The organism is Kutzneria sp. CA-103260, assembly GCF_018263855.1.
In the GTDB taxonomy this organism is placed as follows: domain Bacteria; phylum Actinomycetota; class Actinomycetes; order Mycobacteriales; family Pseudonocardiaceae; genus Kutzneria.
Genome location: NZ_CP073318.1, coordinates 3,171,609 through 3,184,201, shown reverse-complemented (window position 1 = coordinate 3,184,201; position 12,593 = coordinate 3,171,609). Strand labels below are relative to the sequence as shown.

The 12,593-nt window shown below is 70.4% G+C and carries 12 protein-coding genes; 4 read left to right on the top strand and 8 right to left on the bottom strand.

Annotated elements, in window-relative coordinates:
* Window positions 1–4: 4 nt before the first annotated feature.
* From JJ691_RS13820 to JJ691_RS13790, 7 genes are read right to left on the bottom strand one after another with little or no spacing between them, the layout of a single operon-like run.
* Complete coding sequence (locus JJ691_RS13820) at window positions 5–532, bottom strand: DinB family protein (RefSeq protein ID WP_211769178.1); 528 nt, start codon at window positions 530–532, stop codon at window positions 5–7.
* Between the two features lie 30 nt (window positions 533–562).
* On the bottom strand, window positions 563–1,681 hold the full coding sequence (locus JJ691_RS13815) for a glycosyltransferase (protein ID WP_211769177.1): 1,119 nt from the start codon (window positions 1,679–1,681) through the stop codon (window positions 563–565).
* Window positions 1,682–1,738: 57 nt separating this feature from the next.
* Entirely contained in the window at window positions 1,739–2,479 is a 741-nt protein-coding gene (locus JJ691_RS13810; RefSeq protein WP_211769176.1) for a GntR family transcriptional regulator, read from the bottom strand.
* A complete protein-coding gene (locus JJ691_RS13805; RefSeq protein ID WP_249227897.1) occupies window positions 2,476–3,969 on the bottom strand; it encodes a beta-N-acetylhexosaminidase in 1,494 nt (497 codons plus the stop codon). Before JJ691_RS13805 ends, JJ691_RS13810 begins: the two co-directional genes overlap by 4 nt.
* A 2-nt stretch (window positions 3,970–3,971) precedes the next feature.
* Window positions 3,972–4,784, bottom strand: a complete 813-nt coding sequence (locus JJ691_RS13800) for a carbohydrate ABC transporter permease (RefSeq protein ID WP_211769175.1) — start codon at window positions 4,782–4,784, stop codon at window positions 3,972–3,974.
* Window positions 4,781–5,707: a carbohydrate ABC transporter permease gene (locus JJ691_RS13795; RefSeq protein ID WP_211769174.1), complete on the bottom strand. Its 927-nt coding sequence runs from the start codon at window positions 5,705–5,707 to the stop codon at window positions 4,781–4,783. The genes JJ691_RS13800 and JJ691_RS13795 overlap by 4 nt, the downstream gene beginning before the upstream one ends.
* A 38-nt stretch (window positions 5,708–5,745) precedes the next feature.
* On the bottom strand, window positions 5,746–7,026 hold the full coding sequence (locus JJ691_RS13790; protein ID WP_211769173.1) for an extracellular solute-binding protein: 1,281 nt from the start codon (window positions 7,024–7,026) through the stop codon (window positions 5,746–5,748).
* A 147-nt stretch (window positions 7,027–7,173) separates the two neighbouring features.
* Between JJ691_RS13790 and JJ691_RS13785 the strand changes: the two genes are divergently transcribed.
* From JJ691_RS13785 to JJ691_RS13770, 4 genes are all read left to right on the top strand, one after another.
* On the top strand, window positions 7,174–8,571 hold the full coding sequence (locus JJ691_RS13785; protein WP_211769172.1) for a cellulose binding domain-containing protein: 1,398 nt from the start codon (window positions 7,174–7,176) through the stop codon (window positions 8,569–8,571).
* Window positions 8,572–8,644: 73 nt separating this feature from the next.
* Entirely contained in the window at window positions 8,645–9,022 is a 378-nt protein-coding gene (locus JJ691_RS13780; protein ID WP_249228225.1) for a DUF302 domain-containing protein, read from the top strand.
* Window positions 9,023–9,035: 13 nt separating this feature from the next.
* Entirely contained in the window at window positions 9,036–9,470 is a 435-nt protein-coding gene (locus JJ691_RS13775) for a permease-like cell division protein FtsX (protein ID WP_211769170.1), read from the top strand.
* A gap of 120 nt (window positions 9,471–9,590) precedes the next feature.
* On the top strand, window positions 9,591–11,417 hold the full coding sequence (locus tag JJ691_RS13770) for a S8 family serine peptidase (protein WP_211769169.1): 1,827 nt from the start codon (window positions 9,591–9,593) through the stop codon (window positions 11,415–11,417).
* A gap of 238 nt (window positions 11,418–11,655) precedes the next feature.
* Here JJ691_RS13770 and JJ691_RS13765 read toward each other — a convergent pair whose 3' ends face one another.
* Complete coding sequence (locus JJ691_RS13765) at window positions 11,656–12,585, bottom strand: Gfo/Idh/MocA family protein (RefSeq protein ID WP_211769168.1); 930 nt, start codon at window positions 12,583–12,585, stop codon at window positions 11,656–11,658.
* Window positions 12,586–12,593: the final 8 nt, after the last annotated feature.

The following is a 12,593-nucleotide window of genomic DNA, read 5'->3' as shown; positions in this document are numbered from 1 at the left end:
GCGCCTATTGTGCCGCGTTCAGGGCGTCGATCAACGCCGGCGCGGTCGCGCCGTCCAGGGACTCGCGGATGATATCGGCGTGACCGGCGTGCCGGGCGGTCTCCTCGATCAGGTGCAGCAGGATCCAGCGGGCGTTCCACTGCGCCGCGTCGGCCAGCTTGCACGGCACGTCCAGCGACGGCAGGGCGTTGACGATCTCCTCGGTGCACGCGCCCGTTTCCCGGTACGCGGCGACCTGGCCGGCGATGGTGTCCTCGGGGTCGAGCACGAACTCCTTGGACCAGTCGTCCGGCGGCCACTCGCCGGGCAACTCCCGGCCGTCGAGGGCGGCGAGCACCCAGCGGCGCTCGGTCCGGTTGGCGTGCCGCAGCAGCGCGAGCACCGACAGGGCACTGGCCGTGGAGGTCTTGCCGGCGTCCGCGTCGGTCAGGCCGTGCACGCAGGCCATCAGCGCCTCGCGCTGGTTGGCCAGGAACGCCAGCAGAGCGGCTCGCTCGTCGGTGCCGACCGGGGGAGTCATCAGTGTTGCCATGCGGTCCATCCTCCCGTAGGTACCTGACAACTACCGGCAGGTTTTCGCAGTTCGGCCCTTCCATGCCGCGCCGCGACCCAGCCAGTGCCGGCGGGCCGAGTCGACGGTCATCGCCGTGTACAGCACCGCCACCACCGGCAGGGCCGGGGCCAGCCACACCGGCAGCCGGTAGAACCTGAGCGTCGGCAGGTACGTCCCGGCCATCACCGCCCAGGCCAGCAGACCCAGCAGCCGCGTTTCCGTCGGCCCGACGACGACCGCCAGCGGCGGGACCACGAAGATCAGCAGCAGTCCGAGCACGCAGCCGACCAGCAGCAGCGGGGAGTTCCGCAACTGGGTGTAGGCCGAGCGGGCCACCATGTCCCACAAGTCCTTGAGCCTCGGGTACGGCCGTTGGCTGCTGATCGACGTCGTCAGTCCGAGCCAGGTGCGGTGGCCGCTCGACTTGAGCAGTTTTCCGAACGCCACGTCGTCGATCAGCGCGTCCTTGATCGCCGCCAGTCCGCCCGCGCGTTCCAACGCGTCCTGCCGCACCAGCATGCAGCCACCGGCCGCCGCGCCGGTTCGCGACCTCGGGTCGTTCACCTTGCCGAACGGGAACAGCAGGCTGAAGAAGTACACAAAGGCCGGCACGATCAGGCGTTCCCACACCGTTTCCGTGCGCAGCAAGGCCATCTGCGACACCAGGGCCCGGTCGTCGCTCACCGCCGCCGCCACCAGCTTCCGCACCCCGTCCGGCGGATGCGCGATGTCCGCGTCCGTGAACAACAGGTACTCCCCGTCGCTGGCCGCCCGCACTCCCGTCGCCATCGCCGCGACCTTGCCCGCCCACCCCGACGGCGGGCCGTCGCTGCGCACGATGTCCAGCCGCCCTGTGCCCACCGCCAGCGCCGCCTGCGCCGTGCCGTCCGTGCTCGCGTCGTCCACCAACACCACCCGGAACGGGCCCGGATAGTCCTGCCCCAGCAACGTCGGCAACGTCAGTGGCAGCACGTCCGCCTCGTCGCGGGCAGGCACCACCGCAACCACCGCCGGCCACCGACCCGGCGATCTTCCTGCCGGCAGCCGCCAGGTCGTCCGCCAGAAGCCCCCGTGCGCCAGCAACAGGTACAGCCACGCCAGCGCCGCCACCCCGGTCACGATCAACACCCGGCGAGTATTGCCGATCTTGACCACTTTCCCCGAGGCGACAGACCGCGGATCCGCTCAGCCGGAGGAGTCGTCGAAGCGGAGGGTGGAGGTGATCCGGTAGCGGTCGCCCCGGTACACCGAGCGGGTGACCTCGACGATGCGGCCGTCGGCGTCCCGGGTGGTGCGCTCGATCTGGAGCAGCGGGGTGTACACGGGCACGTCGAGCAGTTCGGCCTGTTCGGGGTTGGTGAACGAGGGCTCGATGCTCTGCACGGCCTCGGCCACGAGGACGCCGAACCGCTCGCGCAGCAGCTGGTAGAAGTTGCCGGACTCCATGTCGGCGGCCTGGAGACCGGGCACGATGGCGGCCGGCAGCTCCAGCCGTTCGATGGCGATCGGCTCCTCGTCGACCAGTCGGACCCGGGTGACCCGAAGGACGGGGTCGCCGGGGTCGAGTTCCAGGCGGGTGGCGGTCGGGGGCAGCGCGGGGCCGACGTCGAAGGTGACGACCCAGCTGGTCCAGTCGCCCTCGGCCGGCGGCGCGGCCATGCCGGCGGCGAGCTCCTGGGTGACCTTGTGCGGGCTGGTGAACGTGCCGCGGCCACGCTGCCGGACCAGGAAACCGTCCCGGGTGAGCTCGTCGAGGGCGGCCCGCACGGTCGGCCGGGACACGCCGAGTTGTTGCGCCAGTTCGCGCTCGGGGGCCAGCCCCGTGCCCGGCGGGGTGTTCTCGATCAGGCCGAGGATGTGGCGGCGGACGACGTCCCGCTTGGGGGAGGACTTGCGGGGGTCGAACGGCTGCTCGGCGGCGGTCACGGTGTTGGCGTCCCAGGGGTTGTCGTCTCAGGAGTCGGTAGGGCGTCCAGGGCGCGCAGCAGGTCGAGCTGGCCGGCCAGCCTGCGCCGGAAGTCATCGTAGTCGGGGGCGGTCGACCGCCAGGCCGAGTCGGCGAACGCGCACAGCCGCGGGAAGGCCAGCCGCCGCACGTGATCGGGCGTCGGGGCGAACTCGGTCCACAGCTGGGCCTGCGCGCCGAGCACCCCGGGCCGGCTGCCGACGGCCACCGGCAGCCCGCCGGCCAGCGGGTCGAACCGGTACACGTCGGTCACGGTGGTGACGATCCCCGACGGCCCGGCGGGTTCGCTCTCCCGGTAGTCGAGGTACGTGGAGCGGTGCGGGGCCATGATCACCTGGTGCCCGCCGCGCACGGCCAGCGCGCCGTGGGCGGTGTCGCGCCACGCGGCCAGCACCAGCCCCGGCGGCGGCCCGCCCGGGTGGCGACCGGTCTCGGCCCAGCACACGGCGGTCCGGCCCAGGTCCCGCAAGGTGTCCCGCATCTGCCCGAGGAACCATCCGTGCAGGAGGCCGGGGTCGGAGAAGCCCAGCTCGGCGGCACGGGCCAGGGCGGACGGGGCGGTGGCCCACTGCGTCGTCGGGCACTCGTCGCCGCCGATGTGCACGTACGGAGCGGGGAAAACCTCCGTGACCTGCCGCAACACGTCCCGGCAGAACTCCAGGGCCGTGTCGTGCACGCCGAGAATGTCCTCGCTGATGCCCCAGCTCGTCCACACCGGCAGCCGCCGCCCGGGGAAGTTGCCCAGCTCGGGATAGGCCGCCAACGCCGCGCGGACGTGGCCGGGCATCTCGATCTCCGGCACGACCATCACCCCGCGATCGGCCGCGCAGCGCACCAGTTCCCGCAGCTCGGCACGGGTGTAGTAGCCGCCGTGGGGCACGCCATCGAACCGGGTGCTGCCGGCGGGGCCGACCATGCTCTCCGGCCGCCACGCGCCCACGTCGACCAGCCGCGGCCAGCCGTCGATCTCGATGCGCCAGCCCTGGTCGTCGGTCAGGTGCAGGTGCAGCACGTTCAGCTTGTGCAGCGCCATCACGTCGACGAACTGGTGCAGGAACTCGATCGGCATGTGGTGGCGGGCCACGTCCAGCATCACGCCCCGCCACGGCAGTTTGGGCCGGTCCCGAATATGTTGGCACGGCACGGTTTCCGTCCGCGCCAGGCCACGCAGCGTCTGCACGCCGTTGAGCAGCCCGGCCTCGGTGGTGGCCGACAGCAGCACCCGGTGCGGCTCGATGACCAGCTCGTAGCCCTGGGGACCGAGGTCCCGAGCGGCCGCGGACAGCTCGACGTGGATCTGGGCGCTGCTGTCTCCGCCGCGCAGGCCGAGGTAGTTGGCGAGCAGGTCGGCGGCGCGCTCGGCGCCGGGCCCGTGGCTGATCAGCAGCTGCGGGCGGAGCCGGAACCAGCCCGGCCGCGACTCGGCGTGCCGGGGACGGGGAATGATCACAGTCAGCCTTTCACGGCGCCGGCGGTCATGCCCTCCACCAGCCGGCGCTGGACGAGGGCGAAGAACACGATGACGGGCAGGGCGAACAGGGTGGACGCGGCGATCAGGCCGCCGTAGTCGGTGCCGGTGCTCGTGCTGAACGACACCAGCCACACCGGCAGCGTGTAGCCGGACTGGTCCTTCATGACCACGTAGGCGAACAGGAAGTCGTTCCAGGCCGTGATGAACGCGAACACGCTGGTGGCGATGATGCCCGGCAGCACGAGCGGCAGCAGGATCCGCCGGATCACGGTGCCCCGGCCCGCGCCGTCGACCAGCGCGGCTTCTTCCAGCTCCACCGGGATGCCCTGGAGGAACCCGCGCAGCGTCCAGATGGTGAACGGCAGCACCAGCGCCACATAGGTGAGCCCCAGGCCGAGGAAGGTGTCGAGCAGGTGCACGGACTTCAGGCTGAGGAACAGCGGGATCACCAGCGCCGGCACCGGAACCATCTGCACCACCAGCACGCCGATCAGGAAGCTTCTCCGCCCCGGGAAACGGAATCTGGTCAACGCCGTCGCGGCCAGGAAGGCGACCACGATCGCCACGACCACCACCGAGCCGGTGACCAGGACACTGTTGCCGAGGTCGCGCAGGAAGCCGGGTTTCGCCACGGCGTCGGCGAAGTTGGCCAGGGTGAACGGGAACGGCAGGAACTTCGGCGTGGCACTGAGGATGTCCCCGTACGGCTTGAACGCCGTGTTCACCATCCAGTACACGGGAAACAGCCACACCACACAGAACAACGCCGCCATCGCATTGCGGGCGATCCTCATATGGCCTCCCCGGAGCGGACGAGCCGGCGCACGTACACCGCGGTCAGCGCCAGCAGCAGCGCCACCGACACCACGGCGACCGCGCCGCCCTGGCCGAACGAGTTCTGGCTGAACGCGGTGGTGAACGTCCAGATGCCCAACGTGGTGGTCTGGCCGCTGGGACCGCCCTGGGTGAGGATCCAGATCTGGTTGAACACGGTGAAGTCCCAGATCACCGACAGAATCGTGACCAGGCCGAGGATCGGGCGCAGGAACGGCAGCGTGATGGTGGTGAACACCCGCACCGGCCCGGCGCCGTCGATGGCCGCGGCCTCGTAGTAGGAGCGGGGGATCTGGCTCAGGCCGGCGTGCAGGGTCAGCGCCACGAACGGCACCGACTGCCACACCACCAGCAGCCACACCAGGGCGAACGCCGACAGCGCCGAGGTCGTCCAGTCGTGCTGGGTGACGTCGCCGACCACCCCGATCCGGCTGAGCAGCCAGTTGGCCACGCCGTACACCGGCTGGAACAGCCACTGCCAGACCAGCGTGGACGCCACGTTGGGAATGGCCCAGGCGGCGATCAGGGCGAACATCACCGCCGCCCGCATCCGACGGCCCAAGCGCGCCATCAACAGTGCGACCCCGAGCCCGATGACCAGCGTGCCGATCACCAGCGCGGCGCAGAAACCGATGCTGCGCAACAGAACCGGCGCCAGATCCGGGGATGTCAGCACCGCCGTGTAGTTGGCGACGCCGGCCCAACCGACGGTCCCGGTGAACAGGGATCGCAGGCCGTAGTCCTGGAACGAGATGACCAGCAGCCGTACCAGGGGATAACCCAGCACCAGGGCCAGCACGGCCGCCGCGGGCAGCAGCAGCCCGTACGGCAGCAGGAGGGGGTGTCGCCGGCGCCGGGGTGGTTCGGCGCCGGCGACAGTCATCGCTGCTGCCGGCGATGACGTTCTCAGGGTGTCGGTGCTCATTGCTTCGCGTTCAGGGCCTGGTCGAGGTGGGCGTCGAAGTCCTTGGCGGCGTCGGCGGTCGACTTGCGGCCGGTGGCGATGTCGGCGAAGAAGGTGTTGATCGACTTGTCGCTCTCCACGGTGGCCCAGCCCGGCGTGGCCGGCGTGCTGCCGGAGGACTTGGCGGCGGTGAAGAACGCGGCGCTCAACGGCGGCAGGGTCGGCGTGACCTGGTCGATGATCTGGGTGGAGACCGGCGTCCAGCGGTCGATGCCGACGATCGCCGACTTCTGCACCGCCGGGTCCGCGGCCGCCTTCAGATACGCCAGTGCCAACTCCTGGTGCTGCGACTTGGCGGCGACGCCGAGGTCGGACCCGCCGAGGAACACCGGTTGCGTCTTGCCTGAAGTGGCGCTGGGGAACGGAAACGTGCCGAGGTCGTCCTTGAGCGCCGGGTTGTCCTTGAGGATGGTGTTCACGCTGGTGTCCAGGATCGCCGCGGTCCCACCCTGGGCGAACAGCGCCGCCTGGTCCGGGGCCTTGGTGTCCACGTTGCGTGAGGCCGCGCCGGAGTAAGTGTTCTGGAACTGCTGCCAGGCCTTGAGTCCTTGCTGCGCGGCCGGTTTCTCCAGCGCTCCGGTCCACTTTCCACTGTCCGTCGTGGCCAGTTGGCCGCCTGCGTCCCAGACGAACTGCAGGGCCCCGTACCAGTACTGGCCGGGGAAGTAGAACGCGGAGAACGCCGGGTCCGGACTGGCCGCCTTGATCTTGTCCAGATCGGCGGTGAGCTCGGCGAGCGTCGTCGGCGGTGCGGTGACGCCGGCCTTGGCCCACAGGGACTTCCGGTAGATCACCGCGCGGTTGCCGGCGAACAGCGGCGCGGCGTAGATCCGGCCGTCCACGGTGGCCGGGCCGGCCAGCCCCGGCAGCCACGCCTGGCCGGCCGACAGGTCGGCCCTGTGCTCGGTCAGATCGGCCAGCGCGCCGTTGGCCGCGAACAGCGGCACGTCGGTGTTGCCGATCTCCAGCACGTCCGGGGTGCTGTCCTGGGCCAGCGCGGTGCTGATCTTGGTGTTGATGTTGTCCCATTCCTGGGTCCGCACTGTCACCTTGGCCCCGGTGGCCTGCTCGAACGCGGTGTTGATCGCGGCGACGGCGTGGTCGCTGAGATCGCCGTCCATCAGCCACACGGTGATGGCCTTGGACTGGGCAGTGGTGTCGGCCGGACCGGCTCCGCACGCGGCGGCGGCGAGGGCGGCGGCGGCCATGGTTAACGCGGCGCGGCTTCGTCTGGACATGGCGCCAGAGATTGAGGCTTGACCATTGGTCATGTCAAGACCCTTGACAGCTGGCCAACCTGGGTTCACCGTGTACCGCATTCGATTGACCAATGGTCAGTCGGATGTCGACGAGGCCGCCACGCGTCGTTCGACCGAGGAGAACCGATGGACCACAACCCTGCCCGGCCACGGGGCCGACGCCGCGCCGCCATCGCCGCCGCCGCGGCCGTGTGCGCGGCGGCCAGCCTCTACGCCATCCATCCGGCGCTGGCCGCGACGCCAGTGCTCAGCGTGCAGTACAAGACCTCGACACCGGCCAGCGCCGGCGAGGCCGAACCCTGGTTCAAGATCGTCAACACCGGGAGCAGCGCGCTCGCGCTGAACCAGGTCACCCTGCGCTACTACTTCACCGCCGACGGCGCCAGCCCGTACGTGTTCGCGTGCGCCTGGGCGGTCGTCGGCTGCGGCAACATCACCGGCACGATCGGCACTCTGGCCACGCCCACCGCCACCGCCGACCACTACCTCCAGGTCAGCTTCACCAGCGGCTCGGTAGCCCCCGGCTCCGACAGCGGTGACATCCAGCTCCGGCTGTACCGGCAGGACTGGCAGAACGTCAACCAGGCCAACGACTATTCGTTCAACGGGGCCGACACCGACTACGCCGTCAACACCAACGTCGCGGCCTACGTCGGCGGCGCGCTGGCCTTCGGCACCGCCCCGGCCGGCGGCGGCCCGACCACCACGACAACCACCACCACCTCGCCCGGCGGCCCGCCGCCGAGCGGCGCCGCCCTGTTCGACGACTTCCACTACAGCAACTCCGCCGACCCGGCCCTGGCCGCGCACGGCTGGAGCGTGCGCACCGGCGCCGGCGGCCCCGGCATCGCCAACACCTGGTCGGCCAACGCCATCACCTTCCCCGCCGACACCACCGCCGTCGGCGGCCGGGTGATGCAGTTGGAGGCCAAGACCGACGGCACCGCGGCCAACACCACCCAGGCCGAGATCGACACCGTCCAACGCAAGTTCCTCGAAGGCACCTACGCCGCTCGGGTGTACTTCAACGACGCCCCCACCAGCGGCCAGAACGGCGACCACGTCAACGAAACCTTCTACACCATCACTCCGGACGAGTCGCTCTACAGCGAGCTCGACAACGAGTACCTGCCCAACGGCGGCTGGGGCGCGCCCGGGCCGACGCTGTACACCACCACCTGGTACAGCGCCGACGCCATGGACCGGGTCACCCACAACGTGCTCTCCAGCCTGCAGGGCTGGCACACGCTGGTGATGACCGTCGCGGGCGGCACCGTCACGTACTATGTGGACGGACAGGTCTACTTTTCCAGCAACGGCAAGTACTACCCGCGCGACAAGATGACCATCGACTTCAACGAGTGGTTCATCGACCTGCCGTTCACCGGCCAGCGCACCTGGGACGAGAAGGTGAACTGGGTGTACTTCAACGGTGGCGGCGCGCTCACTCCGTCCCAAGTGGACAGTGCGGTGTCCGCTTATGAGGCGTCCGGCACGCATTTCACCGACTCCGTGCCCAGCTAGGCCTGCCCGGAGGGCCGTCGTCCGGCGGCCCTCCGGTGCGGGACCTTGCCACGGGGCGGACACTGTCCCCGTGATGATCCGCAAGAGCAGCCATGGCCAGAGATCCACCGTGTCCCGACTGATCGCCGCGCTGGAACACCGTGAGCTGACGGTGTTCGCGCACATCGACCACGCCGAACACGCGCGGCGGGCGGACATGCAGTTGACGCCCATCGACGTGGTGCTGTTCGGCAATCCGCACGCGGGCACGCCGCTGATGGCCAGCGACCCGCGGGTAGGGCTGGACCTGCCGCTGCGGATGGTGGTGTGGCAGGACGGGGAGACGGCCTTCGTCGGCCACCACGACCCGCGCGAGCTGGCCGCCGACTACGAGCTGGCCGAACACAAGGTGACGCTGGACCGGATGGCGGAGCTGCTGGAGGCGGTGTCCGCGGAGGCGGCAGCGGAGTGACAGAGTTGCGCCCGTGCGCACTCAGTACTTGGTGATGGCCCTGGTGCTCGGCGTGGTGGCGGTGGCCGGGGTGGCGGGTCTGGCGGTGTGGTCTCCGACCTTGTCCCAGACGGCGGCCCCGAAGCAGTGCGGGAAGGCTGACGAAGTGGACATCTACCTCCACAACGACGCGGAGTTACCCCAGGTCCGGGCGCAGGTGCTGGCCACCCACCAGGACGTGGCGTCGGTGGTCACGCAGACCCAGCAGCAGACGTTCGAGGAGTTCCAGCGGATGTTCGCCGACCAGCCGGACGTGCTCAAGACGGCCCGGCCGGAGGCGTTGCCGGCGGTGGTGAAGGTGTGGCCCAAGGCCGGCGCGTCGGCCAGCGCCCTGGGCGACCGGCTGACCCAGCAGTTCCCGCCGCCGGCCGAGATCCACCGGCTCATCTGCAGCGAGCTGCAGAAATAGCGCATCGCGTACCTGGGGTGGGTGGTCGATTCGGCCCTTGTCTACCCGACGATCGGACGGTGTCCGGTTTGTCACTTCCCTCATAGAGTGACCCCAAACGGGTGACTTTGGGGAGGAAATATGACAGGGCGCTTACGCGCGCTCGTGGCCGGTGTCGCGCTGGTGGTGCCGCTGCTCACCGTGACAGGCACCCCGGCAACGGCGGCGGTCGAGGACACGTCGTACAAGATCCCGTCGATGCTGCGGCAGCAGGCCGAACAGGTCTCCCGCCTCGGGGCCGGCAAGGCCAGACAGCTGACCGCCAACGCGGTCGAGCTGGACCAGAACGGCGTCGGCGTCCAGCTGTACGCCGACGGCCCGGTCAACGCGGACCAGGAGAACCAGCTGCGGTCGCTCGGCGTGACCGTCAAGACCAACGCCGCCGACCTCGCCGCGGTCCCGGGGGCTGACCTGCCGGTGGCGGGCCTGGTCAGCACGGTGGTGCCGGTCGACAAGCTCGACGCGGTCGCGGCGCTGCCGTGGGTGTCGACGCTGCGGCCCAGCCTGCGGCCGGCGACCGACGTCGGTCCGAACACCGCCGAGGCCGTCCAGCTGCACAAGGCCGACATCGCCCAGCAGCGCGGCCTGACCGGCAAGGGGCAGACGGTCGGCGTGATGTCCGGCGACGCCGACCACGTGGCCGAGTCCATCGCCCGCGGCGAGCTGCCGGCCGACACGAAGATCCTCAGCCAGGCCTCGTACGACAACGACGAGGGCACGGCGATGATGGAGATCGTCCACGACATCGCCCCCGACGCGAAGCTGATGTACGCCACCAGCGGCGACACCCTGGCCGACTACGTCAAGGGCTTCCACGACCTGGCCGCCGCCGGCGCCACGATCATCACCGAGGACCTGGCCTTCGACGACGAGCCCGCCTTCCAGCAGGGCCTGGGCGCGACTACCGCCGAGTCCCTGGCCAAGCACGGCATCTGGGTCTCCTCCTCGGCCGGTAATCTCGGCAACCGGCACGCCCCGCGCGTAGCGGCCAAGGGCACCGGCCGCACGCCCGACGACCAGGCCAGCGCGCAGACCAACTGCCCCGCGCCGATCCACAACACGGTGAACCTGCGCGGCACGGACAACACCTACAACCTCAACCTGCTGCCCGGCGCCTCGTTGATGCCGACGCTGCAGTGGAGCGAGCCGCGGGCGATCTACCCGACCACCGGCCAGGGCGGTTTCACCGACCTGAACCTGTACCTGATCGACGCCGCCGGCAACTGCCTGGCGTGGAGCAATGCCAAGCAGGCCAACGGGGTCGGCGACACGCTGGAGCAGTTCACCTACACCAACACCACCGGCGTGGCGCAGGCAGCGCGGCTCGTGGTGGACGTGGCCGGCACCTCCTCGGCGCGGGCCGTGCCCACCCTCGACCTGCGCTGGCGGGCCCTCGCGTCCGGCGTGCAGACCCTGGACCCGACCGACCGCGCCGGCTCGCTGAACCCGGACTCCAACTACCTGGGCTTCGCCACCAGCGCCGCGGCCACCAACGCGAGCGCCACCGTGGACCCGACGACCAGCCCGCTGGAGGCCTACAGCGCCGCTGGCCCGGTGCAGCTGATCACCACGACCCAGTGCCCCGGCAAGGGAATCGGCCCGTGCAAGGGCGTTCCCGGCGGGCACGCGCGGACCGCCCCGGCGCCGACCTACACCGCCACCGACGGTGTCCAGGTCAGCGGTGTCGGCCCGTTCGGCTCGGGCACCTGTCCCGCGGTGAAGCCGGGCGACTGCCGCTTCTACGGCACGTCGGCCGCGACCCCGAGCTCCGCCGGTGTCGCCGCCCTGACCAGGCAGGAGTTCGGCGGCAAGTGGCTCTCGCCGGAACTGCTGACCTTCATCCTGAAGGCCAGGGCCGTGCACCGCGACGGTGACGGCTGGGGCGCGGGCGTGCTGAGCGCCACGTAGTCCGGTGGTGTGCAGGCCGGTTCCTGCCGGCCTGCACACCACTAGGTAGTACTACCGATGTGTGTCGGATGCGACCCTGGACCTACACGGTCCAGCTCGCGCCGAGCATCGTGGTTGTCGCCGGACTCGCGTACTACCTCACACCGGGCGGCAACCTCCTCGTGGCAGCTGGTGTGCTCGGTGTCGGCGTGGGCTGTGCTGCCGCGGTGGATGAGTGGACCTCGGCGCGAGGCGTTCCTCAGCGGTAGAACGCCTCGACCGCCTCCTGCACTCGGAGCGCGTCCGCGAAGTCGGCGAGGTTGGCCGGCCGCCGGCCCCGAACGGCCTCGGCGAACAGGGACAGCCGCGTCGACTCGGCCCCGGAGCCGCCGCCGGCCAGATCGATGGGCTGCCAGTCGCCGCCGTCGGAGAAGGACAGCTGCGTCCAGTTCAGCAGACGGTACGAACGCCTTGTGCCCCAGAGGATCCACTCGTAGCTCTCGGCCGCCGCCACCCCGGCGTACCCGGAGACCTGCACCGGAACCTCCCCGGCGCGGAGCAGCCCGCGGGCGGCGACCTCGCTGCCGGTCTCCGGATAGTCCACAGTGGCCTCAACAGTCCGGATCGGACCCACCAGGCGGTCGGTGAGATAGGCGAAGTGGGAGAAGACCTCCCGGACGAAGCCGCCCTCGGCCCGCTCACCGACCCAGGCCGCCGGGGCCTGGAACGACCGCGGCCACTGCGGGAACGTCATCCGCACATCGACACCGAGCAGTTCGCCGGCGTCCGGGATGACGTCCTCCAGATACAGCGTGGCATTGGTGTCGGACAGCGGGAAGTTGACCGCCGTGACGCCGCCCGCGGCCACCATCTCCCGGCCCTCGGCCAGATCCACGGCCAGCGGCTTCTCGCAGAACACCGCGATGCCGTGGTTCAACGCCAGCAGCGCGTAGCAGGCGTGCCAAGCCGGGGGAGTGGCGATGTAGATCGCGTCCACATGGTCCGGGAACTCCGTCGGCGCGAGGAACGGGATGCCGGGATGCGCGGCCTGGAGCTCGTCGACGAGCTTGGGGTTGGCGTCCGCCGCGAACGTCACCTCGAAGTCGGGATGCCGCAGCGCCTGGTCGAAGGTGCGGCGGCCCATCACGCCGAGACCGATGACGCCGAGCCGGATCGGTGTTGCTGTCACGGACACAT

What these genes read in the sequence shown, in the direction of transcription:
- JJ691_RS13820 (WP_211769178.1), bottom strand. Translation starts at nt 532, where the DNA reads ATGGCAACACTGATGACTCCCCCGGTCGGCACCGACGAGCGAGCCGCT.
- JJ691_RS13800 (WP_211769175.1), bottom strand. Translation starts at nt 4,784, where the DNA reads ATGAGGATCGCCCGCAATGCGATGGCGGCGTTGTTCTGTGTGGTGTGG.
- JJ691_RS13795 (WP_211769174.1), bottom strand. Translation starts at nt 5,707, where the DNA reads ATGACTGTCGCCGGCGCCGAACCACCCCGGCGCCGGCGACACCCCCTC.
- JJ691_RS13790 (WP_211769173.1), bottom strand. Translation starts at nt 7,026, where the DNA reads ATGTCCAGACGAAGCCGCGCCGCGTTAACCATGGCCGCCGCCGCCCTC.
- JJ691_RS13785 (WP_211769172.1), top strand. Translation starts at nt 7,174, where the DNA reads ATGGACCACAACCCTGCCCGGCCACGGGGCCGACGCCGCGCCGCCATC.
- JJ691_RS13780 (WP_249228225.1), top strand. Translation starts at nt 8,645, where the DNA reads ATGATCCGCAAGAGCAGCCATGGCCAGAGATCCACCGTGTCCCGACTG.
- JJ691_RS13770 (WP_211769169.1), top strand. Translation starts at nt 9,591, where the DNA reads ATGACAGGGCGCTTACGCGCGCTCGTGGCCGGTGTCGCGCTGGTGGTG.